This is a genomic window from Rhodanobacter sp. PCA2, from assembly GCF_013620825.1.
GTDB lineage: Bacteria > Pseudomonadota > Gammaproteobacteria > Xanthomonadales > Rhodanobacteraceae > Rhodanobacter_A.
This window is the reverse complement of the sequence record NZ_NJIC01000047.1, coordinates 77718-104447: the sequence shown is the minus strand read 5'-3', so window position 1 is coordinate 104447 and position 26730 is coordinate 77718. Positions and strand designations below refer to the sequence as shown.

The window sequence follows — 26730 nt, the reverse complement described above, 5'->3', positions numbered from 1 at the left end:
GCCGTCAGTCGGGCACGGCCGCGTTCATCCGCCGCAGGGCGCGGCGGCGGCCGACCGCGGCGTAGATGCGGGCGAGCAAGGGGATGGCCAGCAGCAGGATGTTGTTCTTGCCCGGGATGTGCGGCGCGGCCAGCAAGGCGGCGGTGGCCGCCGTGGGCAGCGCCAGCGTGCGCCAGCGCAGCGCGTTGACCTCTTCCGGCGGCGCGCCGTCGCGGATCCGCCCGGGCCGCAGCGCGAGCTGGAACAGGCACAGCTGCAGCAATCCGGCGGCCAGCAGGGTGGACGAGTAGAACACCTCCGGCACGCGCGCCAGCGGGTTGGAGCTCATCAGCGCGGTGGCGAACGGCATGAACGCGATCACCATCAGCAGCAGCATGTTCGGCCACATCAGCCTGGGCTCGTAGCCGGCCAGCACGCCGAACATCCGGTGGTGCGCGATCCACAGCGCGCCGATGGCGAGGAAGCTCAGGATGAAGCCCATGAAGCTGGGCAGCAGGTTCGCCAGCGCGGCGAGGTAGGCGCCGTCGTCGAGCGTGTCCAGCCGCGGCACATGCACCTCGATCACCAGCAGCGTGATCGCGATCGCGAACACGCCGTCGGAGAACGTCTTCAGCCGTTCGAGTTGTTGTGCGCCGTGGCTCATGCGTCGTCCCTCAGAACTTGTAGGCCCGGTGGATCGCCACGATGCCGTTGCTGAGGTTGCGCACCTCGACCCGGCCGAAGCCGGCGCGCTCCATCATGCCCTTCAGCGTTTCCTGGTCCGGGTGCTTGCGGATGGATTCGGCGAGGTACTGGTAGCTGTCGGCGTCGCCGGCGAACAGCCGGCCGAGCTTCGGCAGCACCTTGAACGAGTGGAAGTCGTAGAGCTTGTTGAACAGCTCGCTCTGCACGCGCGAGAACTCCAGCACCAGGGCGCGGCCGCCGGGCTTGAGCACGCGGCAGATGTCGGCCAGCGCCTTGTCCTTGTCGGTGACGTTGCGCAGGCCGAAGGCCATGGTCACCGCATCGAAGCTGTTGTCGGGAAAGGGCAGGCATTCGGCGTTGAGCTGCGCCCAGCGCAGGCCGCCGACCAGGCCGCGGTCGGTGAGGCGGTCGCGGCCCACGCCGAGCATCGCGGCGTTGATGTCGCCGACGACGACCTCGCCCTGCTCGCCCACCACCGGCTTCAGCAGGGCGGCGATGTCGCCGGTGCCGCCGGCGAGGTCCAGCACGCGGTCGCCCTTGCGCACGCCGCTGACGGCCACGAAGTGGCGCTTCCACAGCCGGTGGATGCCGAACGACATCAGGTCGTTCATCAGGTCGTAGTTGCGGGCGACCGAGGTGAACACCTGGCCGACCAGCTTCTGCTTGTCGGCGACGGGCACGTCGCGGTATCCGAAGTGGGTGGTGGGCTGCTCGTTCATGGCGTCATGCGGTCCGGTGAAGGGGTGGGAACAGGCGGCTACAGCGGCAGGTCGCGCTGCGTGCCTTCCTGTTCGCCGGTGGTGGCGTCGGCGTCGGCGGTCTCCGCGGGGGGCGGCGCGGCCTGGTGGCTGGCCTGCTCGGCCGCCACATGGCGCTGGTGCAGTTCCGCGCCGGCGTCGGCGGCCTGCACCGGCGGTTCGGGCGATGCGGCGGTCGCGGTCGCGGCTTCGGGAAGCGCCTCCTCGGCGGCGGCATCGCGTTCGCCGCCCGGCGTGATCTTGAGGATGGAGTGGCGCATCTCGCGCGACAGGATCACCCGCGCGTCGCGCACCATGTCTTCCAGCGAGCTGTCGTAGTCGAGCTTGCCGTTGTCGTCGTTCCAGACGATGCGGCGCTCGCGCAGTTTCTGGATGAAGCCGCGGAACAGCGCCTTGTCGAAGAACTCCGGCGCGCTGAGCTCGTTGAGCAGGGCCAGCCGCTGCGCGGTGAGCGTGCAGGTGGTTTCCAGCTCGCCGCTGGAGAGCGTGTGCGGGCCGTGCTTCACCAGCGCGGCGATCGCGATGTAGTAGCGCTCGAACGCCTGGATCAGGCTGCGGGCGATCACCTTGAGCTGGAACGCGCCGTCCTCCTGGCCGGGGCCGCGCTCCAGCATGCGGCCGTCGCCGGTGGCCTCGAGCAGGCCGCGGCGCACGAAGAAGTCGATGGTGGCCTGCAGCTGCGCGCCGAAACCCGCCTCGTCCCAGGGCAGGAACAGTTCGCCCTGCAGGAACGGATAGATGATGCGGCCCAGCCGCTGCACCGAGGCGCGCGACATGCGCCGGTTGTTGAGGAAGCAGCAGGCCACCCAGGCAGCGAGCGCCATCAGGTGCAGCACGTTGTTGCGGAAGTAGCTGAGCAGCACCGCCTGCTCGCCTTCCACGTCCAGCACGTCGCCCAGCGGATGCCGGATGCGGCGGATCCAGCCCATCTGCTCGCCGTAGGCGATGATGCCGGCCGGGTCCATCGGGGTCAGCGTGATGCGGTCGGAGTAGGGCAGCTCCTGCAGCAGCGACTTGGTGAGCTCCAGCTGCGCCAGCAGGTCGCCCTCGGCCATCGCGTGCTTGGGCGTGGCCAGCAGGGTCAGCGCGAGCAGGTTGATCGGGTTGACGTCGGCAGCGCGGTTGACGTTGACCTGGATCTTCTCGGCCAGCCGGTCGATCACGCCGCTCAGCCATTCGGGGCGGGTGTCGGGGTCGCCGCCGGCGCTGCGCCAGTCGGCGCTGGCCGCGTCCAGCAGCGGGGTCAGCTCGATCGGCTCGCCGAAGTTCAGCGCCACGTGGCCGTAGCGCTGGCGCAGCACCTTGAGGCCCTTGAGCAGGCCGATCAGGGATTCCTTCTCCTTGGGCTGGCCGCTGAGCTCGCCGGCGTAGCTCTTGCCCTCCATCAGCTTCTCGTAGCCGACGTACACCGGCTGGAACAGCACCGGCCGGCGCGGCGCGCGCAGGAACGCGCGGACCGTCATCACCAGCATGCCGGCGCGCGGCGCCAGCAGCCGGCCGGTGCGCGAGCGGCCGCCCTCGATGAAGTATTCCATCGGCACGCCGCGGTCGATCAGCTGCGCCATGTACTCGTTGAAGATCACCGAGTACATCGCGTTGCCCTTGAACGTGCGGCGCATGAAGAACGCGCCGCCGCGGCGCAGGATGGGGCCGATCAGCGGCAGGTTGAGGTTCACGCCCGCGGCGATGTGCGGCGGCACCACGCCGGACATGTGCAGCTGGTAGCTCAGCAGCAGGTAGTCGGTGTGGCTGCGGTGGCTGGGCACGTACACCACCTCGTAGCCCGGCGCGGCGGCGCGGGCCTTGTCGAAGTGGTGCATCGCGATGCCGTCGTACAGCTTGTTCCAGAAGTTGGACAGCAGGAACGACACTGAGCGCACCACCGGGTGCGAGTAGTCGGCGGCGATCTCCAGCATCATCTTCTGCGCCTGGCGCCAGGCCTTGGCCTTGCTGATCTTCTCCTTGGCCGCGGTGGCGGCGATCGCCGCGCGCACCGGCTCGGCGCGCAGCACGTCGTCCACCACGGTGCGGCGGTGCGAGAGGTCGGGGCCGATCACCGCGGCGCGGATGCGCCGGAAGTGGGTGCGCAGCACGCGCGCCAGCTTGCGCGCGAAGCGCGGCGGCGGCAGCTCGCCGGACTCGGCCAGCACCTCGCGCAGCGACACCGGCGTGGCGAAATGCACCACGGTGTCGCGGCCGTTCAGCAGCAGCGCCAGCAGGCGGCTGAAGCGGCCCACCATCACCCAGTTCTCGGAGAACAGCACGCTGAACCAGCCGGAGTCGCGGGTCGGCGCGCGGCCCACGTAGATCGACACCGGCACGATCTGGATGTCGCGGTCGGGCATGCCTTCCAGCGAATGCACCAGCTGCCCCAGCGGCTCGTTCGGCGAGCGGTGGCGCTTGCGCCCGAACAGCCAGCCGTCGCGGCGCATCAGCGCGAACACCGAGCGCTTGCGGCGCGTGCCGGCCAGCGGCTGCAACGGGCCGGGCAGGCCGGCCTCGCGGCAGGCGCGGTCGAGGATCAGCGCGTCGGAAAAGCCGTCGCGCTCGATCACGTAGCACACCGGCACGCCGGCCTTGAGCAAGGTGGTGGGTTCGGCCGGATCGCGGCGGATGCGCACCCAGGGTTGCAGCAGCTGCCCGGCCAGGTGGAACCACCAGGGGGTGCGGCGACGGGGGGTGTCCGCGGTGGAAATGTTCTGCATCCGCCTATTCTATCGGCTTGCCCGTTGAAACCATGCCCGGGCGTGTGGAGAACGCATCCTCGTCCCGGCGCCGTTCGCGGCGCCGGGGACGGCGAATCCTCAGGGGCTGGCGACGGAGCCGGCGCCGGCCGGCAGCACCGTGTCGCCGGCGGTGGCCGGCTGCTGCAGGCGCTCGTGCGCCTCGCGCACGTTGCGGATCATCGCCTCGCTGTACCAGCGGCCGTCCTGCTGCACCAGGGTCGATTCGGCGGAAAGCGGCTTGCCGAGCAGGGTGTAGTCCACCTTCACCACCGCGCGGCCGTCCTTGTTGGACAGCGTGCTGAGCCTGGCCGAGTTCAGCGCCTCGTCCACCGGCAGGCCGTAGATCGCCAGCACCTGCTTGAGGCCCGCGTAACCGGTGGTGTACTTCGCCATCGCGGTGTCGAAGTCCATCGTGCGCAGCTGCTCCGGGCTCTTGAGGTCCAGCTTGCGCGCGGCGGCCACCACCACGCCCACGGCCTGCTTCGCCTTGGCCTGGTCGAACCACGGCGCCTGCTGCGCCCACGGCACCACCACGTCCAGCAACTGGTTCGCCTGGGCCTTCTGCTCGGTGTCCAGGTTCTGGTTCTGCGCCACGCCGTTCTTCAGCAGGGCGTCGCCCACGCTGATCAGCACCGGCAGCTGGTCCTTGTACTGCTGTTCCATCTGCACCAGCTTGGGCTGCAGTTCGGCGTAGAGCTGGGTCTCGGCGTCCGGGGCGGTGAGCTTGTGCACGGCCTCGTCGAATTTCGCCTTGTCCGCGGCGTTGACCGACGGCTGCTCCGCGGAATGGCGGCTCCAGTCCGCGCGCAAGGTGGCGTAGTCGGCCGCCGGCACCGCGTGCTTCCACAGGCCGTTGAAGTCGCCGGCCTTGAGCAGGTCGATCGAGCCCTGCACGGCCGCTTCCGGCGTGCTGCCGCCGACCTGGGACGCTTCGTCCTTGTTGTGGCAGGCGGCGAGCGCCAGCACGGCGAGCAGGGGCAGCAGGGCGCGCAGGGGACGGAAATGCATGGGCAGGTCTCGCGATACGGGGAGGGCGGCGCCGACGGCGCGACGACGGGTCAGGGTACGGGGCGCGGCAGGGAGGGACAAGCGTCGGGCGCACAAATTTGCAGGCGCTGTCGTCGCGGATGGCGTGGCGATTGACGGGCCGGCCCGAAGGCGAACGCACCGCCCAAAGAAAACCCCGCGGGCGTTGGCCTCACGGGGTAATCCGGCTGGGCCGGAAGGGAAATGGCCTTGCCTGCGGGAACACGGTGGTCAGCAGCAGGTAGGCGCGACAAATATTACTTGGCCGTTAAATCTAAAGCAATACTTTGGTTTGTCGTTGTAACTCGATGTTTTTAATCAGTTATACCGGAGCGCTTCCAGCTTTTGACGGCGCTGCTCGGGCAGCGGCGCGCTCCAGTCGTTGTTGAACAGCGCCGGCTCCCACGAGCCGTAGGTGGCGTTGGGCAGCACGAACCAGCGCGTGCCGACCCAGTCCATGTAGTTCGCGACCGCCTGCTTGCGACCCGCCGCCGTGTTCGCGACGACGTCGACGAAATCGCCGATCTGGTCGCCGAACTGCATCAGCACGCGGTAGTTGCGGCTCACCAGCTGGCGGCGGCAGCCCTTCTCGGTGCCCACCTGCTCGCAGCCGGGCAGGATGGTGCCCAGGCCCAGGAAGGCCTCGGGGCCGGCCACCGGCAGGCCCAGCTTGCGCAGGTTCGCCACGGTGGCGGTGTCCAGGTCCTTGGCGCGGTTGGAGAGATAGATCACCGCGATGCCGTGCTTGGCGGCGAACTGGGTGAAGGCCACCACGCCCGGCAGGGCGCGGGCGGCTTCCTCCTTGCACCACTCGGCCCAGGTGGCCTCGTTGTACTGGCCGCCGCTCTTCACCAGCCGGGCCTGGTAGGGCGAGTTGTCCAGCACCGTTTCGTCGATGTCCAGCACCACGGCCGGCGGCAGGCCGGCGGCGGAGACCTGGCGGTCCTCCTTGGACAGCGCGTCCCACTTCGGGTCGCGCAGCGCCGGCAACAGGCGCGCCTCGGCATCGCGGAAGGTCTGGATGAAGATCAGGTCGTGCTCGATCGCGGTCTGCGTCCACGCCACGGCATTGAGATTGTCGTTGGCGGCGACGGCGGCCACCGGGGCCGGAGCCGGAGCCGTTTCCGGTGCAGGCGTGGGCGCGGGGCGCGACGGTGCGGCGGCGCAGCCGGCGAGCAGGGCGGACAGGGCCAGAACCAGCGGCAGGTGTGGGCGCATGAGGCAGGTGTCTCCGGAAAGGGTGCGCGAGTCTTGCAGGATTTTACGACAGTGACATGAAAGCGCCGGGCAGTCTCCGCCGGGCGGTTGCGACGGGCCGTACGGGTCATGCGCCGATCCGGAACAGGGCAGGCGGGCTTGGCTGCCGCCATGCCGGGCTGACAGACTGGCGGCCGTCCCCGTTATCGCCGGAACCCGCATGAACGATCCGACGCCCGTCGCGCCCCGCGCCGAGTCCACTGCCATCCGCACCGTCAGCTACGTGGTCGCGGGTGTCGGGCTGTGGCTGGTGCTGCACCTGCACCTGCTCGCCGCGCTGCTGGCCGGCCTGCTGGTCTACGAGCTGGTGCAGGCGGCGGTGCCGCTGCTGGGGCGGCGCATCCCCGGCGACCGCGCCCGGGTGGTGGTGGTGGCGGTGCTGGGCGCGGTGGTGGTGGGCCTGCTGATACTGCTGATACTCGGGGCGATCACTTTCTTCCGCAGCGAGCTGGGCAATCCCGAACTGCTGTGGCAGCAGCAGCTGATGCCACTGGTGGAAAAGGCCCGCCAGCAACTGCCGGTGATGCTGGTCGACCATCTGCCCGACAGCGTGGACGACTTGCGCGACGGCGTGGTCGACCTGGCGCGAAAGCATGCGGTGACCCTGCAGCTCGCGGGCAAGGAGGCGGCGCGCGCGTTCGTGCACATCCTGATCGGCCTGGTGCTCGGCGCGATCGTGGCGCTCAGCCGCACGCGGCCGGCGCACCAGCTGGGGCCGCTGTCCGCGGCGCTGGGCCAGCGCTGCCAGCGGCTGGCCGTGGCGTTCCACGACATCGTGTTCGCGCAGATCAAGATCTCGCTGGTCAACACCGCGCTCACCGCGATCTTCCTGCTCGGCGTCCTGCCGCTGCTGGGCATCCATGTGCCGCTGTCCAAGACGCTGGTGGCGGTCACCTTCATCGTCGGGCTGCTGCCGGTGGTCGGCAACCTGTTTTCCAACACCGCCATCACGATCGCCGCGCTGTCCATTTCGCTGGGCGTGGGCATCGCCGCGCTGGGCTTCCTGATCGTGATCCACAAGCTCGAATACTTCCTCAACGCCCGCATCGTGGGTGCGCAGATCCATGCGCGGGCCTGGGAACTGCTGATCGCGATGCTGCTGCTGGAAGCCGCCTTCGGCCTGGCCGGCGTGATCGCCGCGCCGATCTACTACGCCTACCTCAAGGGCGAGCTGGAAGCGCAGCGGATGATTTGATTACTCGCAAGAAAAGACACAACGCAATAAATAACGATTATATCTAACAAGATAATGCGATTAATGCAGCAAGATAATTCGATTATCGAGTTTTGCAGAAAAAAAGCCTGAAAAGTGTTGTTTCCCCGTTAAGGTGCGTGATAAGTATTGAATCCGCGGCGTTGAGTCGTGGCTTGAATCCGTCGAATCGTGCAGAGGACTTCCGCATCGGACAAGCCGATGCGGGAGCGCGATATTCGATCCAGGACGGGATTTCAATATTGGATATTAACGGGGAGCACCAAGATCATGATCAAGTCGAAACTCGCTATGGCCATCGTTGCGGCCATGGCGGTTGGTTCCGTTTCTGCGTACGCGCAGGACACCCACGGCGCGGCGCCGTCCAGCCAGCAGCGGAACCAGAAAGCCGAGCAAACGCCGGATACGGGCAACGCCAAGAATCTGCAAGCTGTCACGGTGACTGGTTCGCGCATCCGCGGCGTCGATGTGGAAACCGCGCAACCGGTGTTCACCATCACCCAGGCCGACATCCAGAAGACGGGCCTGACCACCGTCGGCGACATCCTGCAGAACATCACCATCGCCGGGGCGCCCACCTTCAGCAAGTCGTCCGTGCTGCTCGCCAACACCGAGCAGGGCGGCCAGTACATCAACCTCTACAACCTCGGCGAGAACCGCACCCTGGTGCTGGTCAACGGCAAGCGCTGGATGACCAGTCTGCAGGGCTTTACCGACCTGTCGACCATCCCGGCCTCGCTGATCGACCACATCGACGTGCTGAAGGACGGTGCTTCGGCCATCTACGGCTCTGACGCCATTGCCGGCGTGGTCAACATCATCCTGAAGGATCGTTACCAGGGTGCCGAGTTCAATGGTTCCATGGGTCGCAACCAGCAGGTCGGCGACGGCAGCCAGCAAGCCTATTCGTTCACGATGGGCAACACCACGGACAAGTCGTCCCTCGTGTTTGCGGCCACGTTCAACAAGACCGAGCCGGTCTGGGCCTCGTCGCGCCGCCTCACCAGGTTCCAGTACGGCCCGGATTTCGGCATGCTCGGTCTGAGCGGCACCGGTCCGTGGGGTCGCTTCAGCAATGGCGGCAAGACGTACGTGCTCAATCACACGGGCAGTTGGGATGGTCAAGGCGTGGGTGCGGATTCGCGGAATCTGGCGAATTACCACGGTGGCGTGACCACGGACGACCGCTTCGACCCGACGCTGCAGATGATGGAGCAGTTGCCCTCGCAGCTGAAGTCGATCTTCACCAGGGGCACCTACAACATCACCGACAACATCACGTTCAGCGCGACGGGCATGTACGCCGAACGCAACTCCTCGACGCAGGTTGCGGGTTATCCGTTCAATTCGGCCGCACTGGTCGAGGGCCTCAATCCGATGGTCAAGTTGAGCGGCGACAGCTACTACAACCCGATTCCCGGCACGGATCTGAACGTCGTTCGGCGCACCATCGAACTGCCGCGCACCAGCAACGAGTCCAGCAAATCCCTGCACTTCGACGCGGGCTTCAATGGCGAGTTCATGGTTGGCCAGAACCCCTGGGACTGGGACGTGGGCTTCGATTACAACAAGTACGACGTCAACACCCGACTCTCGGGCAACCTGAACCTGCCGAACCTGCAAAGCGCTCTCGGCCCCTCCTTCCTGAACTCCGCAGGCGTCGTGCAGTGCGGCACGGCGGCTGCTCCGATCGCGCTGAGCTCCTGCGTGCCGTTCGATATCCTGGGCGGCCCGAGCGCCTCGACGGCGGCTGCATTGAAATACATCAATGCGCTCGAGCAGGAAACCATGCAGAGCATCAACAAGGAGTTCAGCGCCAACATCACCGGCGGCCTGTTCGATATGCCGTTCAATGCGGGCACCTTCAGCTTTGCGGCAGGCATCGACCATCGCGACATCAGTGGTTACAACACCCCAGACTCGATGGCGGCGCAGGGCTACACCACAGACCTGGTGTCCGGGCCGACCTCGGGCGGCTACAGCCTCAACGAAGCCTACGTCGAGTTCAGCGCCCCAGTGCTGAAGGATCTGCCGGGTGTGAAGGAGCTGTCGTTCGACGTGGCCAGCCGCTACTCGCACTACAGCAACTTCGGCAGCACCACCAACAACAAGTTTAGCCTGCAGTACGTACCGTTCGATGACCTGAAGGTGCGCGCTACCTTTGCCAAGGGCTTCCGTGCGCCGACGATCAGCGACCTGTACGGCGGCGGTTCGCAGTCGTTCGACCACTACACCGACCCGTGCGACGCGAATCCCAATATTGGTTTTCTGAGCAACACCACGGTGGCCAAGAACTGTGCCGCCGCCGGCCTGTCGCCGACCAGCTTCCACCAGCTCGATACGGCCGGTCAGCCGGTGACGATCCGCGATAGCCAGAGCACCACGCCATTCTGGATTAACACTGGCAATACCGCCCTGCAGCCCGAACACAGCATCACTCGCACGATGGGCTTGGTCTACAGCCCGCACTACGTCGAAGGCCTGAACTTCACGCTGGACTACTACGACATCCTGATCCGCAACGTGGTCACGGGCATTTCCGCGGACTACACGCTGACGCAGTGCTACCAGTACGCGGTGCAGGCGTTCTGCAACCAGTTCGGCCGCGATGCGCAGGGCCAGGTGGTGGGGTTGCACGAAGGTACCGCGAACCTGGGCTGGATGAAGACTTCGGGGTATACCTTCGGCATGAACTACCGCCTGCCGCAGTACTCCTTCGGCCAGTTCGTGGTGACGCTGGACGCCAACTACCTGCATGAATACACCACGGAGAGCGCTCCGGGTGCGCAGGCGATCAACTATGCGGGCCAGTGGAGCTACCCGCGCTGGCGCGCCAACCTTGGCGTGGACTGGAAGCTGGGCAATTGGGGCGCCACCTGGGGCCTGCGCTACTACGGTGCGTTCCTCGACCAGTGCTTCGATTCCACCGACCACTGCAACATGCCGAACTACAACAGCGTGAACTGGGGTTATGGCACGGGCGCCGACCGCATCGGTGCGGTGGTGATGAATGACATCCAGGGTCGCTACAGCCTGCCCTGGAATGCCAGCGTCGCCGTGGGCATGCGCGACATGTTCAACAAGCACCCGCCCATTACCTTCAACGTTTCCAACAACAGCTCGACCTACCTCGACCCCATGCTGGATCTGGGCCGTTACATCTACGTGCAGTACAACCAGAAGTTCTGATCTGTCCCCTTGCGGGAATTCGGCCCGGGCTCCACGAGGAGCCCGGGCTTTTTCGTTGCATTGGCTGATGATTCCGGCTGTTTCAGGCTGTCGTGCCCACGCCCACGCCCACGCCCGCGCTGGCCAGCAGCCAGCGCAGGTCGCGCAGTTGGGGTTCGTAGTGGCGCCAGTGGCCGATCGCGCGCTGGTAGATCGGCGTGCGCACCTGCCAGGCGTTCGGCGTGTTGACCGGCGCGGTGTTGGTTTCCGAGCGCAGGCAGGCGTCGTCCCAGGGGAGTTCGCAGAACGCCAGCACGTCGCGCGCGGCGGCTTCGGTGTTCTCCACCAGCGATTCGTACGGCAGTTCCAGGATGCGGCCGGGCAGCACCTTGCGCCAGTGCGCCATCAGGCGGTCGAACTGCAGGTAGTAGCGGCCGATGTCGTCGAGGTTGAAGGAGTAGTCGTAGAAGCCCGATTCGTTCTCGAACAGGTGGCGGAAGTTGCCGACGCAGGTGTCCAGCGGGTCGCGGCGCAGGCAGACGATCTTCGCGTTCGGCAGCGCGCGGGCGATGAAGCCGGCGTAGAGGAAGTTGTGCGGCATCTTGTCGATGAAGCGCGGCGTCCCGCCGCTGACCGGCCGCGTGCTGGCGAGATACGCCGCGCCCAGCTGCTGCCAGTCGATGTGGCGGGTGCGCGCGGCGAGGTCCGCTTCGCCCAGCAGGGCGGTGGCGCAGCCGGAGGCGCGCTGCATCTGGGCGGGGAAGTTCTGCAGCTCGCCGGCGGAGCGCACGTCGGGATGGCTGGACAGGATGCGGTCCAGCAAGGTGGTGCCGGTGCGCGGCATGCCGATGACGAAGATCGGTTCGTGCGTGGGATCGCCCGCGGGCGCTTCGGTGTCGACCGCGGGGAACGCGCGGATCAGCGCGTCGAACATCGCCTCGTCGCGCGCGGAGGCATAGGGGCGCATGCGCCGGCCGGCCGCGTTGCCGCGCGTGTAGTGCCCGAACGCGGCGGGGTAGTCGGCGAGGTCGTCGCATTCCTTGCCCAGGGCGATGTTGAGCAGCAGCTGCGCGCCGGGGTCCTCGCCGTGGGCCTGCAGCAGTTCGCGCATGCGCGCGATGTGGTTGTGCTCCCCTGTCTGCCGCTGCAGCTGGGCCAGCAGCAGGTGCGCGTACCAATGGCGCGGCTCGATCCGGATGCAGGCTTCCAGCTCGTGCTCCGCCCCTTCGGCGTCGCCCAATGCGTTCAGCGAATAGGCGAGGTTGAGGTGGGCGATCGCATGCCCGGGCGCCAGCGCCACGGCGCGGCGGAACGCATTCGCCGACTGCATCAGCGCGTTCGCCTGCCGGTAGACCATGCCCAGCGTGTCCAGTACCTGGGCGTCGTCGGGCGACAAGGTCATCGCGCGGTCGGCCACCAGGCGCGCCTCGCGGAACCGGCGGGTCAGCGCCAGCGCCCTGGCGTACTGCGCGACGTAGTCGGCGCGGCGCGGTTCGAGGTGGGTGGCTTTCAGCAGGTGTTCCAGCGCCTTCGGCATGCGCTGCACCTGCCGCGCCTCCATGCAGGCGACGCCGGCCATGAAGTGCACGCGGGCGTCGTCCGGTGCGGCGCTCAGCAGTTGGGCCGCGCGCTGCTGCACCCGCGGCCAGTCGTGCTGGTCGAAGGCGGCGACGAGCTTGGCGTAAGCCCGGGTCGAGTCGATCACGGAATGTCCCCTGGCGCCGGGATGGAGAGGCGGCCGGTCGCCGGCGACACAATGAAAGGCGACCGCCGGTCCGTCAACCAGGGGCGGCCAGCATGGCCTTGATCCGCGCCATGTGCGATTCGGCGGTCTCGCGCACCGCCTCCTTGTCCGCGTCCGGGTCCTTGCCCTGCCAGTGCAGGTCGGCCTGCGGAAGTTCCTGCAGGAAGCGGCTGGGCTGGTTCGCGTGCACCTCGCCGTAGCGCTTCGTCTTCGCCGACCAGGACAGGGTCAGCAGCTCCTTGGCGCGGGTGATGCCCACGTACATCAGGCGGCGTTCCTCGTCGATGCGACCCTCGTCGATGGCGCCGTCGTGCGGCAGCGTGCCGTCCTCGCAGCCCACGATGAAGACGAAGCGGAATTCCAGGCCCTTGGCCGCGTGCAGGGTCATCATGCGCACCGCGTTGCCGGGGTCGTCGCGGTCGGCGTGGCTGAGCAGGGCGAGCTGGGCGGCGAGGTCGCCGGCGCTGTCGCCTTTCTGCATGGCGCGGAACCATTCGGTGAGTTCGCGCAGGTTGCCGAGCTTGCGTTCGCGCACGGAAGCGTCCGGCGTGGCGGCGGCAAGCTGGGCCGCGTAGCCGGTGCGTTTCAGGATGCGCTCGACCAGGTCCGCCGCGCTCTCGTGCAGCGAGGCGCTGCGCAGTTCGTCCAGCAGGTCGGAGAACGCGGCCAGCGCGGCGGCCGGGCGCGGGGAAAGCTGGCGCAGCACGCCGTCGCTGCGCGTGGCTTCCAGCAGCGAGCAATGCTTCGACTGCGCGAACTGGCCGAGCTTTTCCAGCGTGGTGGCGCCGATCTCGCGCTTCGGCACGTTCACCACGCGGAGGAAGGCGGCGTCGTCGCTGGGGTTGGCGAGCAGGCGCAGGTAGCAGAGCAGATCCTTCACCTCCGCGCGGTCGAGGAAGGAAAGCGCGCCGGTGAGGTGATACGGGATGCGCGCGAGGCGCAGCGCCATTTCCAGCGGCCGCGCCTGGAAGTTGCCGCGGTAGAGGATGGCGATATCGTGCCAGCGCGCCTTGTGCCTCTCGGCCAGGGTGGTGGCGATCGAGGCCACCTTCTCGGCCTCGTGCCCGGCTTCCTTGCATTCCAGCACGCGGATCGGCGCGCCTTCCGGGTGCTCGCTCCACAGCTTCTTTTCGTGCGCATGCGGATTGTTGGCGATCAGCGCATTCGCCGCGCGCAGGATGCGCTTGCCGCAGCGGTAGTTCTGCTCCAGCTTGATCACGCGCAGGTTCGGCCAGTCGCGGCCGAGCTGGTCGATGTTCTCGGGGTTGGCGCCGCGCCATGCGTAGATGCTCTGGTCGTCGTCGCCCACGCAGGTGATGCCGCCGCGCTCGCCGACCAGCGCCTTGAGCAGGCGGTACTGCGCGTCGTTGGTGTCCTGGTATTCGTCCACCAGCAGGTAGCGCAGCCGCTCGCGCCACGCGTTGCGGCAGTCTTCGTCGGTTTCCAGGATGCGCAGCGGCAGCCGGATCAGGTCGTCGAAGTCCACCGCGTTGAAGGTGGCGAGGCGCTGCTGGTACATCTCGTAGATCGTCGCCGCCTCCAGCTCGCGCGGGCTGCGCGCGGCGGCCAGCGCCTCCCCCGGCGACAGCCCCGCGTTCTTGGCGCGACCCAGCAGGTTGCGCAGGCCGTGCAGCACGTCGGGCTTGGCGCCCTTGGGCGCCAGCTCCTTCACGATGCCCTCGCTGTCGTCCGCGTCGAGCACGGAGAAGCCGCGGCGCAGGCCGGCGCGCGCATGCTCGATCTGCAGGAACTTCAGCCCCAGCGCGTGGAAGGTGCAGACGGTGAGCGCGGCGGCGTCATCGGTCGACACCAGCTTGCCCACGCGCTCGCGCATCTCGCGCGCGGCCTTGTTGGTGAAGGTGATCGCGGCGATCTTCGACGCGGCGAGCTTCCGCCGCTGGATCAGGTACGCGACCTTCTGGGTGATCACGCTGGTCTTGCCCGAGCCGGCGCCGGCCAGCACCAGGAGCGGCGTGTCGCAGTGTTCGACGGCGGCCAGTTGTTGCGGATTGAGCATGGGTGCAGCGTGGCGTGAGGCGGCGGCCGATGGTAGCAGAGCGGCGCCGGCGGCCCGGACGCCGGCGGCAGCATGGACGGATGACAGCCGCGCTACCATGCACGTCCACGAACGCCGCGTACCGCCATGGCCAAGCTCTATTTCTATTATTCGGCGATGAACGCCGGCAAGACCACCACGCTGCTGCAGAGCGCGTACAACTACCACGAGCGCGGCATGCGGACCCTGATCCTCACGCCGGCGCTGGACAACCGCTTTGGCGAGGGCGTGGTGGCCTCGCGCATCGGCCTGAAGGCAAACGCGCGGCGCTTCGGCGGCGAGGAAAGCCTGCTCGCCCTGGTCGAGGCCGACGTCGCCGCGCACGGCACGCTGGACTGCGTGTTCGTGGACGAGGCGCAGTTCCTCACCCGGGCGCAGGCCTGGCAGCTCACCGACGTGGTGGACAATCTCCGCATTCCGGTGCTGGCCTATGGCCTGCGCACCGATTTTCGCGGCGAGCTGTTCGAGGGCAGCCGCTACCTGCTGGCCTGGGCCGACGAGCTGCAGGAGATCAAGACGATCTGCCACACCGGCAGCAAGGCCACCATGGTGGTGCGCGTGGACGAACAGGGTCGCGCGGTCACCGACGGCCCGCAGGTTGAGATCGGCGGCAACGACCGCTATGTCTCGGTAAGCCGCGCCGAGTTCAAGAAGATCACCGAGGGCCACGGCCGCATCGAACTGCAGCAGGCGGTGCTTCCCCTGGGCGAACTGGCTCCGCGCAGCCAGGACGGCTGATGGCCTCCGGCCCACTCCCTCACCGCGATATGGCTGGCGAGCAGCGATATCTCCCGACCAAGGCAGGCAAATGACCGACGCACCGCAAACCCCCGAATGGCCGCGCCCCTACTGGCAACCCGGCACCGACGAGGACGCGCTGCTGCAGTTCTTCGTGTTCGGCAAGTTCGACCCGCACGAGCTGGTGATCCCGGCGCGCCGCTACGGCAGCCCCGGCCTGCCCGCTGGCGTGGACCTCAAGCGTTTCCAGAACCTGGAATTGCGCAAGTGGGAGGGCTATCCGCTGTCCGGGACGCTGGGCGAAATCATGCGCGAAGATGCGCCCGAGGCATACGAGCAGGCGCGCACCGCGCCCGAGGTGCTGGTGGTGCGCGGCCAGCTGAAGGACGGCCCCAGCCTCGACTACCTGCGCGACACCCTGGGCGTGCTTGCCGCCTTGCTCGACATCGGCGGCCGGGCGATCCTCGACCCGCAGATCATGGGCCTGTTCGACGCCGACGCATGGCGCGCGCGTTACCTGGTGCCGGGCGGCGCGCCGCCGCGCAACCACGTGCTGATCCTGCGCAGCGACGAGCCGGGCGGCGACCGTTCCTGGGTGCACACCCGCGGCCTGCGCAAGTTCGGCCGCCCCGACCTCAGCTTCCGCCAGATCCCCGCGCACGAGCTGGATCGCGCCGGCGTGCTGTGCGAGAAGCTGGTGGAGATGCAGGCGCTGGGCACACGCTTCGCCGCCGGCCAGGCGCTGGAGGTGGAAGGCATGCAGCAGGCGCTGGTCGCGCAGCCGGGCGGCAGCCTCGACGACCCGGAGTTCAACAACCGGCACGTGGAGTTCCGCTGGCCGTTCTGACCTGGCCGCGGCCTGTCGCCGAAACAAAGAGGGCGGCCATGGGCCGCCCTCTTCGCAGGCATGACGCGAGAACTCAGCCGGCGACGATGAAGCGCTGGCCGTCGTCCATGAAGGCCTTCTCGCCGAAGCCGTTCTCGTGCGAGCCGAACGGCATCTGCGCACGCAGCTTCCACGAAGCCGGCACGTTCCAGGCCGCACGGGCGGAATCGTCCACCAGCGGGTTGTAATGCTGCAGGCTGGCGCCGATGCCGGCCTCGGTCAGCGCCAGCCACACGGCGAACTGCGCCATGCCGTCCGACTGCTCGGACCACACCGGGAAGTTGTCCGCATACAGCGCGAACTTCTCCTGCAGGCCCTTCACCACGTCCTGGTCCTCGTAGAACAGCACGGTGCCCGCGCCGGCGGCGAAGCTGTCGAGCTTGGCGGCGGTCTGCGCGAACGCATCGGCCGGCACGATCTTGGCGAGGGCTTCCTTGGCCAGCCCCCAGAACTTCACGCTCTGTTCGCCGAACAGGATCACCGCACGCGAACTCTGCGAGTTGAACGACGACGGCGTGTGCTTGATGGCCTCCTGGATGAGGCTGTTCAGGGCTTCCTTGGACATGCCAAGGTTGCGGCCCAGCGCGTACTGGGTGCGGCGCTTCTTGAGATGTTCGATCACGGCGTTGCTCATGGACGTTTCTCCGCAAAAAGAAAAGCCGAACCCGCGGAACGGCAGGGCGTCCCGGTCTTGTGCGTGTGTGTTCGGTATGGCGCTCATGTTGAGCGCCTTGCGCCGCGACGTGTAGCCGGCAATCCGTGGTTACACCGTTTCCTCTGGGAAACGCCGGCCGTTCAACGCTGACAGCGCGGGCACCAGAACGTGGAACGCTGGCCCAGCACGGTCTGCCGGATCGCCGTGCCGCAGACCTTGCACGGTTCGCCCGCGCGGCCGTAGACCATCAATTCGCGGAAGAAATAGCCGGGCGCGCCGTCGGGGGCGAGGAAGTCGCGCAGCGTGGTGCCGCCGCGTTCGATGGCGTGGGCGAGGATGCGCTTCACCTCGGCGGCCAGCCGTGCGTAGCGGGCACGCGACACGCTGCCGGCTTCGCGGCGCGGGTCGATGCCGGCGGCGAACAGCGCCTCGCTGGCGTAGATGTTGCCCACGCCCACCACCACGGCGTTGTCCATCAGGAACAGCTTCACCGCCGCCTTGCGGCCGCGCGACACGTGCCACAGCAGGTCGCCGTCGAAGGCGTCGGTGAGCGGCTCGGGGCCGAGCTTCGCGAGCAGTTCGTGGGTGGCGCCGGGCGGCTGCCAGAGCAGGCAGCCGAAGCGGCGCGGGTCGGTGAAACGCAGCACGCGCGGGCCTTCGTGCGCGCCGCGCGCCAGCGCGATGTCGACGTGGTCGTGCAGGCCCACCGGCACGTCGGGCGGCAGCACGCGCAGCATGCCGCTCATGCCCAGGTGCAGCAGCGCGCTGCCGGCTGGCGTGTGCAGCAGCAGGTATTTCGCGCGGCGTTCCACGATCTCGATGCGCTGCCCGGGCAGCAGTGCGGAGACCTCGGGCGGGATCGGCCAGCGCAGGTCCGGCCGGCGCAGGATCACCGCCGTCACGCGCCGGCCGGTGAGGTGCGGGGCGATGCCGCGGCGGGTGGTTTCGACTTCGGGCAGCTCGGGCATCAGTGCGCCCCGGACAGCTCGACGTGGTCCTGCTGCGGCGCCTTCGGCATGTAGCGCAGCGAGACCAGCGCCACGCGCGCGCCGGCCTGCACGTAGCACTGCGGCCCGGTGGCCGACATCGCGCCGAAGGCGAGGCGCTGGCCGTCGAGGCTCAGCACGGCGTGCGGCGGTTCGAGGCCGATCTTCGCGGCGTCGAAATCGGCGCCGGCGCGCCATTGCAGCACAGGCGCTGCCGCGGCGGCGGCGAGCGTTTCCACGTAGCGGTCGTCGGCGCGCTGGCCATCATCGCGCCACCAGTGGCCGTCGCGTTTCGCGTAGTGCGTGGCGGGCGCATCGCCCAGTTGCAACGTCACCTGCGTGATGGCGGCGGGATCGAGCGCGAGCAGGGTGCCCGGCGCGTCGCGCGCATCGCGCCGCCACTGCCACAGCGCCAGCGCGAACAGGGCGGCGACGCCCAGCAGCAGGTACAGCCGGCCGCGCGCCGTGCGCTTCATGCGCGGCGCCGGCGCCAGGCGATCAGCGCACCGATCGCGAGCAGCAGCAGCGGCAGCACCAGCATGAAGCCGATGCTCACGACGTTGAGTTCGCCCTGGCCGATGCACAGCACGCGGTCGGGCACGCCTTCGCGCGGCAGATCGATGAGGGCGTCGTCGCCGAGCAGCCAGTTGAAGATGCGCTCGCCCAGCGCGCGGTTGCCGCCTTCGCCGAGGTAGGCGTTGGACAGGAAGTCGCCGTCGCCGACCACCACCGCGCGCTGCTCGCGCTTGTCCGGGCTGGGCGAGAGCCGGCTCAGCGCGAAGCCGAAGTCCAGCGGCCCCTTCAGCTCGCCGGCCGCGGCGTCGTAGCGGATCGCCGAGGGATGGGTATTGTCGATGGGGTGGAACTCGGTCCAGCTCTGCGCGCCGGAGCGCAGCAGCGGCGTGGCCGTCCAGCCGCCCGTGCCGGTGCGCGCCAGCGCGGCCACCTGCGGGAAGCGCGTGGCGAGCCGGAAGCCCCGGGTGATCGGGTTGGGCGGATACATGCCCACCGCCAGCAGGCGCGGGTCGTCCAGGCCCAGCGCGGCACCGCCGCCGTCCACCAGCACGCCCGGCAGCACCTGGATGTCCAGCGCATCGGCCAGCGGCGTGAGGGCCAGGTCGCCGTTCGCCGGATCGCGCAGCCACAGCAGGTTGCCGCCGTCCCGCACGTAGGCGACCAGCGCCTGCGCCGCGCCGGCCGGCAGCGCGGCGGTGGGGCTGGCCAGCACCACCAGGTCGGTGCCCTGCGGCACGGCGGCGGCCTGGGTGAAGCTCAGCGGCACCGTGCGCAGGCCGCTCTGCGTGAGCAGGCCCATCAGGCTGCCCATGTCGGCATTGCCCTCACCGGCCGGCAGGCGTTCGCCGTCGCCGGTGACGAAGGCCACGATGCGGTCGTTGCCGCGGATCAGCCGCTCCAGCGCGTTCGTCACGCTGCGCTCGGAGAGTTCCGTGAGCCGCTGCTCGTGGCCGCGGTAGTGCAGGATCATCTCGCCGTCCACGGCGATGCCCAGCTCGCGCATCTTCGCCGGGTCCTGCTGCGGATCGACGAAGCGCAGGGCGAGGTCGGGCTTCGCCTGCTCGTAGCGCTGCAGGAAGCCGGCGACCTGGGCGCGCAGGTCGCCCTGCGGGTTCGCGTAGCTGACGATTTCCACCGGGCCATCCAGCTTCGCCAGCACGGCGCGGCTCTGCGGCGACAGGCTCAGGCGGCCGTTCGCGGTCCAGTCGGCCACGTGCGCGTAGCGCGTGCCGAGGTAGCCGATGGCGCCGGCGCCGGCCAGCAGCAGCAGCGCGAACAGCCAGCCGTCGAGGCGTTTCCACAGGCGCTGCATCAGCCACGCTCCTTGTCGGCCGCGAGCCGGCGCGTGGCGATGGCGAGGCAGACCGCGACCAGCAGCACGAACCACAGGATGTCGGCGGTGGAGACCAGCCCGCGCAGCAGGTTCTGCCCGTGCGTGCTCATCGCCAGCCAGTTGATGGCGCCGCCGTCGATGCCGGCCATCTGCGCGCCCAGGTTCACCGTCCACAGCGCCAGGCCAAGGAGCAGGGCCACCACGGCCGCGATCGCCGGGTGCGAGGTAAAGGCGGAAGCGGCGACGGCGAGTGCGGCGAGCGCGGCCAGCATCAGGGCAATGCCCAGCGTGGCGGCGGCCAGCTTGCCCCAGTCCGGCGTGGTGGCGTGCGCCAGCGCCAGCGGCATCGCCAGGGTCAGCAGCAGCCACGCCAGCAGCCATGGCAGCAAGGCGAGGTACTTGCCCAGCACGATGCGCGAGGCCGGCACGCCGGCTGCGAACAGCAGCGGCAGCGTGCCGTTGCGGCGTTCGCCGGCCAGCGTGGACATCGCCAGCAGCGGCACCACGAGGAAGGCGATCTGGGCGAGCTGGCCGAGCAGCGGCACGGCCACGAGATCCACGTAACCCGGGCCATCCGGCTGGGCCGCGCGCTGGATCTCGCCGGCCAGGAAATCGCCCAGCAGGCGCGTGAAACACCAGCCCAGCCAGGCCAGGCCCAGGGCCAGCAGCACCCAGGCCAGCGGCTGCACCAGCAGGCGGCGCAGTTCGAGACGGAACACCGCGAGCAGCGTCATGCGGCGCACGCCGCCGGGGTGGCGCCCTGCATCGCGATCCCGAAGAAGCGGCGCTCCAGCGCGGCATGGTCGTCGGCGCTCACCGGGCCGTCGTGGTGCAGGCGTCCCTCGTGCAGGATCGCCACGCGATCGCACACCGCGGTCACTTCGACCAGCACATGGGTGGACAGGATCACCGCCGTGCCCGCGGCGGCCTGTTCGCGGATCAGCTCGCGCAGCGCGCCGACCTGCACGGGATCGAGCGCGTTGGCCGGCTCGTCCAGCACCAGCAGGGCGGGGCGGTGCAGCAGCGCGCAGGCCAGTCCCAGGCGCTGGCGCTGGCCCTGCGACAATATGCCCGCCAGCCGCCGCGCCAGCGGCTGCAGCTCCAGCCGTTCGATGATGGCCCCGCGGGCTTCGCGCAGCGCCGCACCGTGCAGGCCGCGCAGGCGTCCATGGGCGTCCAGGTGCTCCGTCACGCTGAGCTCCGGCCACACCGGCGCGCGTTCGGGCAGCCAGCCGACCAGGCGCCGCGCCAGCTCGGGGCGCTCCAGAAAATCCTCGCCATTCAGGCGGATGGCGCCCGCGTCCGGGCGCAGCGCGCCGGCGATCATCGACAGCGTGGTGGACTTGCCCGCGCCGTTCACGCCGAGCAGGCCCAGCACCTGGCCGGGCGCCAGTTCCAGGTTCAGGTCCTGCACGGCGACCCGGCCGGCGCGGCGGCGGGTGACGCGGTCGAGTTGCAGCACGGGCGGTGCGGCGGAGAGGGCGGCAGTCATTGCGCGATTGTCGATGCGGCCCCACCTTCATACAACCGGTCGCCTTCACGGACCGGTTTAACGAAAGCACAAACCATCACGCCCTAACATGCTGGCGGGTATGGGAATCCCCTTCTAGACTGCCCTCACTTTCACCCGAGTCTTTTCACGATGTTCGATACCGTGCTGAACTTCCTGTCCAGCGGCCTGACGCACGCCAGCTGGATGGGCATGCTGGTCTACCTGCTGGTGGTGACCCAGCTCACCATCTTCACGGTGACGCTGTACCTGCATCGCAGCCAGACCCATCGCGGCGTGGATTTCCACCCCGTGCTTGCGCACTTCTTCCGCTTCTGGGGCTGGCTCAGCACCGGCATGGTCACCCGCGAGTGGGTGGCGGTGCACCGCAAGCACCACGCCAAGGTGGAGACCGAGGAAGATCCGCACAGCCCGGTGATCTACGGCATCAAGAAGGTGTTCTGGGACGGCGTCTCGCTGTACCGCGACGCCTGCGCCTCGAAGGAAGACATGCAGCAGTACGGCCGCGGCGCGCCGGACGACTGGGTGGAGCGCAAGGTCTACGGCGGGCATCCGTACTGGGGCCCGGCGCTGATGCTGGTGATCGACCTCGCGCTGTTCGGCGTGATCGGCGCGGCGATCTGGGCCGTGCAGATGATCTGGATCCCGTTCTGGGCCGCCGGCTTCGTCAACGGCATCGGCCACTGGGCCGGCTACCGCAACTTCGAGAGCGCCGACACCTCGCGCAACCTGCTGCCGTGGGGCTTCTGGATCGGCGGCGAGGAGCTGCACAACAACCACCATGCCTTCCCCAGCTCGGCGAAGTTCGCGCTGCGCAAGTGGGAGTTCGACATCGGCTGGGCGGCGATCTGCGGCCTGCGCGCCGTGGGCCTCGCCAAGGTGCTGCGCGTGGCGCCCACGCTCGACGTGCGCCCCAACGTGCCGCTGCCCGACGCCGAGACGCTGAAGGCCCTGCTCACCCATCGCTTCCAGGCGATGACCGACTACTACCGCAACGTGATCGTGCCCACCCTGCGCGACGAGGCGCAGCACGCCGGCGAAAGCATCAAGTCGGTGCCGCGCCGCCTGCGCCGCGCGCTGGCCGACGGCGGCCGCTGGCTCGACAGCGACGGCAGCAGCAAGCTGCAGGCCGTGCTGGCCAAGCGCCCGACCCTGCGCACCGTGTGCGACTTCCGCAGCCGCCTCGCCGCCCTGATGGAGCAGCGCGGCGCCGACCAGGCGCTGAAGGGCCTGCAGCAGTGGATCGTCGAGGCCGAGCAGAGCGGCATCCGTTCGCTGCAGGAATTCGCCGGCAGGCTCAGGAGCTACGCGGTTGCCGCCTGATCCGGCATCCATCGCCAGCACGAGAAAGGCCCGCCTTCAAGGCGGGCCTTTCGTTTGGGACGATCAGACTTCGACCACCGGCGCGTTCAGAGCTGGTCGGGACCCTTGCGCAGCCAGCGGTCGAGCAGGGCCTTCTCGTAGCGCAGGCTGTCGTTGCTCGAAGTCGCGCCGCCGCTGGACATGAAGCCCGGATCGCGCAGCTTGCGCTCGCCCTCGCGGATCACCTTGCCGCTGGCGTCGAGCAGGCGGAAATGCAGGTCGATGCGCGGCGGGTAGATGTCCTTGATGATGCGCACCTCCTGCATCGTGCCCCGGCGCCACGGCTCGAAACTGCCCGCGCGGTCGATGTCGGTCACCACGATGTCCAGCCGGTCGCCCGGCGGCAGCATCTTGCCGGCACGGGTCTCGATGTAGGTCTTGAGCGTCTTCAGGTAGCCGTCGTCCAGGCGCGTGGGCGCCAGCGAGCGCAGCTTGCGCGTCTCGGTGAACTTCTCGGGCTGGTCGTAGGTGACCGTGACGTTCGCGGCAGTCGCGGTATCCGCAGTGGCCGCGGGAGGCGTCGCGGCCGCGGCCATCGCGGGCATTCCGAGCAGCGTCATCGCGGCAAGCAGCAACTGCAGGGTGGTCCGGCATTTCATGGCGGCTTTCCTCGGCGTGGGCATGCAGCCCGGATACCCAACGATAACGTCCAGGCGCCGTTGCGGTGTACGGGCGTGCATGGGTGCGCGCTTCCGTCGCGGTTGCATGGGCGCCGCGGGTTCGAGCGACGGCTCAGGCCAACAAAGGCAACGTGCCGCGAATCTGCACCAGCAGTTCCGGGATCGCTTCGGGCTTGCCGCTGATGTGCTGCAGCAGGTGCTTCTGGAACAGGCCGTCCAGCATGGCGTAGGCGATGCCGGGCGAGACCTTGGGCGTCTGGCCGCCGAGTTCGGTGTAGCGCGTCACCACGCGCCAGATCATGTCCTGCAGCTTCTGGTCGATCACGGCGACGTCTTCGCGGAAGCCCGGCTCGAACAGCGCCTGCGAGCGCAGGTCGTACCAGAGGCAATGCAGTTGCGCCTCGTGGCGGATGGTGTCCTCGATCTTGTCGAGGAAGCCGGCCACCAGTTCCTCGCGGGTGCGTGCCTCGGCAACCACCTGGTCGTAGCGGGTGGCGCACTTGCTCTTGTACTGCCGGATGCTGCAGGTGATCAGGTCCAGCTTGTCCTGGAAGTAGTAGTGCAGCACGCCGTGCGAGAACACCGAGTTCTGCGCGATCTCGCGCAGGCTGGTGCGGGCGTAGCCCATTTCGGCCAGCGTCTGCAGCGCGGCATCGGCCAGTTCGGCGCGGCGCGAATCGTACTTGTCCACCGGCGGCCCGTGCTTGCGGCGGGCACGTGCGTGGCTCGGCCGGTTGGGGCTGGTGGCGGCGGGCATGGGGTCGGTTTCTTCGAGTCGGGGCCGCGCGGCGCAATGCCGGGCGGAACGGCCTGGACGTGGTTCGATGATGCCATTGCGCGTTGCGGCGTGACAACCGCCAGGCGGAGTCGTGACGCGCGCCGAAGCAGATCGTGAGAGACAACCAGATTCTCGATGCGGGATCGTCCGCGCAACGCAAAAGGGACTCGGCAGACGGCGTGGCCGCATGGGGCGGACGGGCGCTTGCTGAACGCGCGGCCCGGCGGACCCCACAAACGAAAACCCCGGCACAGGGCCGGGGTTTTCGCTCCACGCATGGACGGAACGGCGATGCGTTCCGCCCGGGGCGGGCTTACTTGATCTTGCCTTCCTTGTAGATCACGTGCTTGCGCACGACCGGATCGTACTTCTTGAACTCGAACTTTTCCGGCGTGTTCTTCTTGTTCTTCTGCGTGGTGTAGAAGTGGCCGGTACCGGCCGAAGAAATCAGGCGGATCTTGTCGTTTGCACCTTTGGCCATGACTGTTCTCCTCAGACCTTCTCACCGCGGGCACGCAGCTCGGCGATCACGGCCTCGATGCCCTTCTTGTCGATGGTGCGCAGCGCGTGGTTGGAAACGCGCAGCTTGACCCAGCGGTTCTCGCTGGCGACCCAGAAGCGGCGCTCGTGCAGGTTCGGCAACCAGCGGCGACGGGTCTTGTTGTTGGCGTGCGAGACGTTGTTGCCGGTCTGCACACCCTTTTGGGTGACTTGGCAAATGCGGGCCATGATGAGCTCCGTGATGTTCCGTAGACCGCCCGTTGGCCAGGGCGACATCGGCCCAGCGGCGCCATGCGCCACGCGATGCTGGAGGGTGTTGCGCCTGCTTCGCCGCAAGGTCCGCATCGCGTGGCGGACTCCCCGAATGGCTCGGGTCGGCAATGACAAGCCGTGCATTATCCCGCAAAAACAGGCCCGTGCGCAATCCGTCGGCCAAACCGCGTCATCGGCGCGTATCCATGGGGCCGGCAGGTATGAAACAATCGACCTCTTTAATTACGCCAGACCTACAGAGGAATCCCCATGGCAGAAGTCATCGCCAACGGCCAGGCCAGCGCGCAGGGCAACCAGCCGCAGCTGGTGCTGCAGAAGATCTACGTGAAGGACGTGTCCTTCGAGGTGCCCGGCGCGCCGCAGATCTTCCAGGAGTTCTCCGGCGAGAGCGACCAGACCGCGCCGCAGGTGCAGCTCAACCTGGGCCACAAGGCCATGGACCTGGGCAACGACCTGTACGAAGTGGTGCTCAGCGTCACCCTGACCTGCACCCTGGGCGAGCGCACCGCCTACCTGGCCGAGGTGGAGCAGGCCGGCCTGTTCGGCATCTCCGGCTTCGGCGAGAACGACCTCTCCGGCGTGATCGGCAGCTATTGCCCGAACCTGCTGTTCCCCTACGCGCGCCAGGTGATCTCGTCGATGGTGCTGGAGGGCGGCTTCCCGCCGTTCCTGCTGCAGCCGATCAACTTCGACGCCCTGTACGCCGAGCAGCAGCGCCGCATGGCCGGCGGCGGGGACGCCCCGGCCACGCTCAACAGCTGAGCCAGCCGCATGACGCAGCATCCGACCCTGGCGGTACTCGGTGCCGGTTCCTGGGGCACGGCGCTGGCCGCCCTGACGGCGCGCAACGGCGTGCCGACGCGGCTGTGGGGCCGCGATCCGGCCGCCCTGGCGGCAATGGCCGCGGCCCGCTGCAACCAGCGCTACCTGCCGGGCATCGAGTTGCCGGAAGCCTTGCGCTACGAGCCGGACCTGGCCACCGCGGTGCATGGCGCCGCCATCGTGCTGCTGGTGGTGCCCAGCCACGCCTTCGCCTCGATGCTGGAGGACGTCGCGCCGCTGCTCGACGCGGGCGCGGCGATCGCCTGGGCCACCAAGGGCTTCGAGCCCGGCACCGGGCGCTTCCTGCATGAGCTGGTGGCCAAGCGCCTGCCGGGCAGCCCGGCGGCCGTGATCACCGGGCCTTCGTTCGCCAGGGAAGTGGCGGCCGGTTTGCCCAGCGCGGTCACCGTGCATTCGGAGGATGCCGCCTGCGCGCAGCGCGTCGCCAACCTGCTGCACGCGCCCAACCTGCGCGCCTACACCGGCGGCGACATGCTGGGCGCCGAACTCGGCGGCGCGATGAAGAACGTGCTGGCGGTGGCCACCGGCATCGCCGACGGCATGAACCTGGGCCTCAACGCCCGCGCCGGCCTGATCACCCGCGGCATGAACGAGATGCTGCGCCTCGGCGTGGCGCTGGGCGCGCGGCCGGAAACCCTGATCGGCCTGTCCGGCCTCGGCGACCTGGTGCTCACCTGCACCGGCGACCTGTCGCGCAACCGCCGGCTGGGCCTCGCGCTCGGCAAGGGCATCGCCATCGACGAGGCGGTGCGCCAGATCGGCCAGGTGGTGGAAAGCGTGCTCACCGCGGACGAGGTCGCCCGTCTGGCCGACCAGCACGCGCTGGACCTGCCGATCAGCGCCGGCGTGCGCGCCGTGTTGCACGGCGAGGTCACCCCGGCCGAGGGGCTGAAGCTGCTGATGGCGCGCGAGCAGAAGCCGGAATATCCGCGCGGGCTGTTCGGCAACGCCTGAGCGTCAGGCGGCCCGCGTGTCGCGGCCGCCGGCCGGCCACGCGCGGGGATCGGACCGCCCCCCTGTCCATACCTGAACGCGCGTTTGTGCACGCGAACTCCCGCATGAGCCTGCTAAGCTCGGCGTTTTGGTCGTCGTCAAGA

24 protein-coding genes are annotated in these 26730 nt (G+C 68.6%); 7 read left to right on the top strand and 17 right to left on the bottom strand.

Annotated features, from left to right (window positions below):
- Window positions 1-4: 4 nt before the first annotated feature.
- The 5 genes from PCA_RS14785 to PCA_RS14765 all read right to left on the bottom strand — a co-directional run bounded on the left by PCA_RS14785 (window position 5) and on the right by PCA_RS14765 (window position 6412).
- A complete protein-coding gene (locus PCA_RS14785; RefSeq protein WP_181303384.1) occupies window positions 5-643 on the bottom strand; it encodes a TMEM175 family protein in 639 nt (212 codons plus the stop codon).
- A gap of 10 nt (window positions 644-653) precedes the next feature.
- The gene (gene ubiE, locus PCA_RS14780) at window positions 654-1403 is read right to left on the bottom strand and encodes a bifunctional demethylmenaquinone methyltransferase/2-methoxy-6-polyprenyl-1,4-benzoquinol methylase UbiE (protein WP_181303383.1); all 750 of its coding nucleotides are present in this window, start codon (window positions 1401-1403) and stop codon (window positions 654-656) included.
- Between the two features lie 38 nt (window positions 1404-1441).
- Window positions 1442-4147: a glycerol-3-phosphate 1-O-acyltransferase PlsB gene (gene plsB / locus PCA_RS14775; protein WP_181303382.1), complete on the bottom strand. Its 2706-nt coding sequence runs from the start codon at window positions 4145-4147 to the stop codon at window positions 1442-1444.
- A 99-nt stretch (window positions 4148-4246) separates the two neighbouring features.
- Complete coding sequence (locus PCA_RS14770; RefSeq protein ID WP_181303381.1) at window positions 4247-5176, bottom strand: hypothetical protein; 930 nt, start codon at window positions 5174-5176, stop codon at window positions 4247-4249.
- 336 nt (window positions 5177-5512) lie between these two features.
- Window positions 5513-6412: an HAD family acid phosphatase gene (locus tag PCA_RS14765; protein WP_181303380.1), complete on the bottom strand. Its 900-nt coding sequence runs from the start codon at window positions 6410-6412 to the stop codon at window positions 5513-5515.
- 199 nt (window positions 6413-6611) lie between these two features.
- Between PCA_RS14765 and PCA_RS14760 the strand changes: the two genes are divergently transcribed.
- Together PCA_RS14760 and PCA_RS14755 are read left to right on the top strand one after the other, a co-directional pair.
- A complete protein-coding gene (locus tag PCA_RS14760) occupies window positions 6612-7646 on the top strand; it encodes an AI-2E family transporter (RefSeq protein ID WP_181303379.1) in 1035 nt (344 codons plus the stop codon).
- Between the two features lie 219 nt (window positions 7647-7865).
- A complete protein-coding gene (locus PCA_RS14755; protein WP_255436893.1) occupies window positions 7866-10853 on the top strand; it encodes a TonB-dependent receptor in 2988 nt (995 codons plus the stop codon).
- An 82-nt stretch (window positions 10854-10935) separates the two neighbouring features.
- Here PCA_RS14755 and PCA_RS17800 read toward each other — a convergent pair whose 3' ends face one another.
- Complete coding sequence (locus tag PCA_RS17800; RefSeq protein ID WP_181303378.1) at window positions 10936-12537, bottom strand: tetratricopeptide repeat-containing sulfotransferase family protein; 1602 nt, start codon at window positions 12535-12537, stop codon at window positions 10936-10938.
- A 73-nt stretch (window positions 12538-12610) separates the two neighbouring features.
- Window positions 12611-14593 carry a UvrD-helicase domain-containing protein gene (locus PCA_RS14745; RefSeq protein WP_181303377.1) on the bottom strand — a complete coding sequence of 661 codons (1983 nt, stop codon included), beginning with the start codon at window positions 14591-14593 and terminating at the stop codon, window positions 12611-12613.
- A 126-nt stretch (window positions 14594-14719) separates the two neighbouring features.
- Here PCA_RS14745 and PCA_RS14740 point away from each other — a divergent pair, with 126 nt between their 5' ends.
- Both PCA_RS14740 and PCA_RS14735 read left to right on the top strand, forming a co-directional pair.
- A complete protein-coding gene (locus PCA_RS14740; RefSeq protein WP_181303376.1) occupies window positions 14720-15370 on the top strand; it encodes a thymidine kinase in 651 nt (216 codons plus the stop codon).
- A gap of 70 nt (window positions 15371-15440) precedes the next feature.
- Entirely contained in the window at window positions 15441-16217 is a 777-nt protein-coding gene (locus tag PCA_RS14735; RefSeq protein ID WP_181303375.1) for a hypothetical protein, read from the top strand.
- A 73-nt stretch (window positions 16218-16290) separates the two neighbouring features.
- On the opposite strand, the gene PCA_RS14730 is transcribed toward PCA_RS14735, so the two are convergent.
- The 6 genes from PCA_RS14730 to PCA_RS14705 all read right to left on the bottom strand — a co-directional run bounded on the left by PCA_RS14730 (window position 16291) and on the right by PCA_RS14705 (window position 21238).
- The gene (locus PCA_RS14730) at window positions 16291-16890 is read right to left on the bottom strand and encodes a nitroreductase family protein (RefSeq protein ID WP_181303374.1); all 600 of its coding nucleotides are present in this window, start codon (window positions 16888-16890) and stop codon (window positions 16291-16293) included.
- A 161-nt stretch (window positions 16891-17051) separates the two neighbouring features.
- The gene (mutM, locus tag PCA_RS14725) at window positions 17052-17879 is read right to left on the bottom strand and encodes a bifunctional DNA-formamidopyrimidine glycosylase/DNA-(apurinic or apyrimidinic site) lyase (RefSeq protein ID WP_181303373.1); all 828 of its coding nucleotides are present in this window, start codon (window positions 17877-17879) and stop codon (window positions 17052-17054) included.
- Window positions 17879-18373, bottom strand: coding sequence for a hypothetical protein (locus PCA_RS14720; protein ID WP_181303372.1), 495 nt, complete (start codon window positions 18371-18373; stop codon window positions 17879-17881). Before PCA_RS14720 ends, mutM begins: the two co-directional genes overlap by 1 nt.
- On the bottom strand, window positions 18370-19725 hold the full coding sequence (locus PCA_RS14715) for a GldG family protein (protein WP_181303371.1): 1356 nt from the start codon (window positions 19723-19725) through the stop codon (window positions 18370-18372). The genes PCA_RS14720 and PCA_RS14715 overlap by 4 nt, the downstream gene beginning before the upstream one ends.
- The gene (locus PCA_RS14710; RefSeq protein ID WP_181303370.1) at window positions 19725-20480 is read right to left on the bottom strand and encodes an ABC transporter permease; all 756 of its coding nucleotides are present in this window, start codon (window positions 20478-20480) and stop codon (window positions 19725-19727) included. The genes PCA_RS14715 and PCA_RS14710 overlap by 1 nt, the downstream gene beginning before the upstream one ends.
- Window positions 20477-21238, bottom strand: coding sequence for an ABC transporter ATP-binding protein (locus tag PCA_RS14705; protein ID WP_181303369.1), 762 nt, complete (start codon window positions 21236-21238; stop codon window positions 20477-20479). Before PCA_RS14705 ends, PCA_RS14710 begins: the two co-directional genes overlap by 4 nt.
- A gap of 150 nt (window positions 21239-21388) precedes the next feature.
- On the opposite strand from PCA_RS14705, the gene PCA_RS14700 reads away from it, so the two are divergent.
- Complete coding sequence (locus PCA_RS14700; protein WP_181303368.1) at window positions 21389-22579, top strand: fatty acid desaturase; 1191 nt, start codon at window positions 21389-21391, stop codon at window positions 22577-22579.
- 86 nt (window positions 22580-22665) lie between these two features.
- On the opposite strand, the gene PCA_RS14695 is transcribed toward PCA_RS14700, so the two are convergent.
- The 4 genes from PCA_RS14695 to rpmB form a co-directional block, all read right to left on the bottom strand.
- Window positions 22666-23217, bottom strand: a complete 552-nt coding sequence (locus PCA_RS14695; RefSeq protein ID WP_181303367.1) for a DUF3016 domain-containing protein — start codon at window positions 23215-23217, stop codon at window positions 22666-22668.
- Window positions 23218-23350: 133 nt separating this feature from the next.
- Window positions 23351-23995: a TetR/AcrR family transcriptional regulator gene (locus PCA_RS14690; protein WP_181303366.1), complete on the bottom strand. Its 645-nt coding sequence runs from the start codon at window positions 23993-23995 to the stop codon at window positions 23351-23353.
- Between the two features lie 334 nt (window positions 23996-24329).
- Window positions 24330-24497, bottom strand: coding sequence for a 50S ribosomal protein L33 (rpmG, locus tag PCA_RS14685; protein WP_181303365.1), 168 nt, complete (start codon window positions 24495-24497; stop codon window positions 24330-24332).
- Between the two features lie 11 nt (window positions 24498-24508).
- Window positions 24509-24745: a 50S ribosomal protein L28 gene (gene rpmB / locus PCA_RS14680; protein WP_181303364.1), complete on the bottom strand. Its 237-nt coding sequence runs from the start codon at window positions 24743-24745 to the stop codon at window positions 24509-24511.
- Window positions 24746-25039: 294 nt separating this feature from the next.
- On the opposite strand from rpmB, the gene secB reads away from it, so the two are divergent.
- Both secB and PCA_RS14670 read left to right on the top strand, forming a co-directional pair.
- Entirely contained in the window at window positions 25040-25552 is a 513-nt protein-coding gene (secB, locus tag PCA_RS14675) for a protein-export chaperone SecB (protein WP_181303363.1), read from the top strand.
- Between the two features lie 9 nt (window positions 25553-25561).
- On the top strand, window positions 25562-26587 hold the full coding sequence (locus PCA_RS14670) for an NAD(P)H-dependent glycerol-3-phosphate dehydrogenase (protein WP_181303362.1): 1026 nt from the start codon (window positions 25562-25564) through the stop codon (window positions 26585-26587).
- Window positions 26588-26730: the final 143 nt, after the last annotated feature.

Excerpts from the sequence above, each read along its gene's own strand:
- PCA_RS14785 (WP_181303384.1), bottom strand. The coding sequence starts at position 643 with ATGAGCCACGGCGCACAACAACTCGAACGGCTGAAGACGTTCTCCGAC.
- ubiE (WP_181303383.1), bottom strand. The coding sequence starts at position 1,403 with ATGAACGAGCAGCCCACCACCCACTTCGGATACCGCGACGTGCCCGTC.
- plsB (WP_181303382.1), bottom strand. The coding sequence starts at position 4,147 with ATGCAGAACATTTCCACCGCGGACACCCCCCGTCGCCGCACCCCCTGG.
- PCA_RS14770 (WP_181303381.1), bottom strand. The coding sequence starts at position 5,176 with ATGCATTTCCGTCCCCTGCGCGCCCTGCTGCCCCTGCTCGCCGTGCTG.
- PCA_RS14765 (WP_181303380.1), bottom strand. The coding sequence starts at position 6,412 with ATGCGCCCACACCTGCCGCTGGTTCTGGCCCTGTCCGCCCTGCTCGCC.
- PCA_RS14760 (WP_181303379.1), top strand. The coding sequence starts at position 6,612 with ATGAACGATCCGACGCCCGTCGCGCCCCGCGCCGAGTCCACTGCCATC.
- PCA_RS14755 (WP_255436893.1), top strand. The coding sequence starts at position 7,866 with ATGCGGGAGCGCGATATTCGATCCAGGACGGGATTTCAATATTGGATA.
- PCA_RS14745 (WP_181303377.1), bottom strand. The coding sequence starts at position 14,593 with ATGCTCAATCCGCAACAACTGGCCGCCGTCGAACACTGCGACACGCCG.
- PCA_RS14740 (WP_181303376.1), top strand. The coding sequence starts at position 14,720 with ATGGCCAAGCTCTATTTCTATTATTCGGCGATGAACGCCGGCAAGACC.
- PCA_RS14735 (WP_181303375.1), top strand. The coding sequence starts at position 15,441 with ATGACCGACGCACCGCAAACCCCCGAATGGCCGCGCCCCTACTGGCAA.
- PCA_RS14730 (WP_181303374.1), bottom strand. The coding sequence starts at position 16,890 with ATGAGCAACGCCGTGATCGAACATCTCAAGAAGCGCCGCACCCAGTAC.
- mutM (WP_181303373.1), bottom strand. The coding sequence starts at position 17,879 with ATGCCCGAGCTGCCCGAAGTCGAAACCACCCGCCGCGGCATCGCCCCG.
- PCA_RS14720 (WP_181303372.1), bottom strand. The coding sequence starts at position 18,373 with ATGAAGCGCACGGCGCGCGGCCGGCTGTACCTGCTGCTGGGCGTCGCC.
- PCA_RS14715 (WP_181303371.1), bottom strand. The coding sequence starts at position 19,725 with ATGCAGCGCCTGTGGAAACGCCTCGACGGCTGGCTGTTCGCGCTGCTG.
- PCA_RS14710 (WP_181303370.1), bottom strand. The coding sequence starts at position 20,480 with ATGACGCTGCTCGCGGTGTTCCGTCTCGAACTGCGCCGCCTGCTGGTG.
- PCA_RS14705 (WP_181303369.1), bottom strand. The coding sequence starts at position 21,238 with ATGACTGCCGCCCTCTCCGCCGCACCGCCCGTGCTGCAACTCGACCGC.
- PCA_RS14700 (WP_181303368.1), top strand. The coding sequence starts at position 21,389 with ATGTTCGATACCGTGCTGAACTTCCTGTCCAGCGGCCTGACGCACGCC.
- PCA_RS14695 (WP_181303367.1), bottom strand. The coding sequence starts at position 23,217 with ATGAAATGCCGGACCACCCTGCAGTTGCTGCTTGCCGCGATGACGCTG.
- PCA_RS14690 (WP_181303366.1), bottom strand. The coding sequence starts at position 23,995 with ATGCCCGCCGCCACCAGCCCCAACCGGCCGAGCCACGCACGTGCCCGC.
- rpmG (WP_181303365.1), bottom strand. The coding sequence starts at position 24,497 with ATGGCCAAAGGTGCAAACGACAAGATCCGCCTGATTTCTTCGGCCGGT.
- rpmB (WP_181303364.1), bottom strand. The coding sequence starts at position 24,745 with ATGGCCCGCATTTGCCAAGTCACCCAAAAGGGTGTGCAGACCGGCAAC.
- secB (WP_181303363.1), top strand. The coding sequence starts at position 25,040 with ATGGCAGAAGTCATCGCCAACGGCCAGGCCAGCGCGCAGGGCAACCAG.
- PCA_RS14670 (WP_181303362.1), top strand. The coding sequence starts at position 25,562 with ATGACGCAGCATCCGACCCTGGCGGTACTCGGTGCCGGTTCCTGGGGC.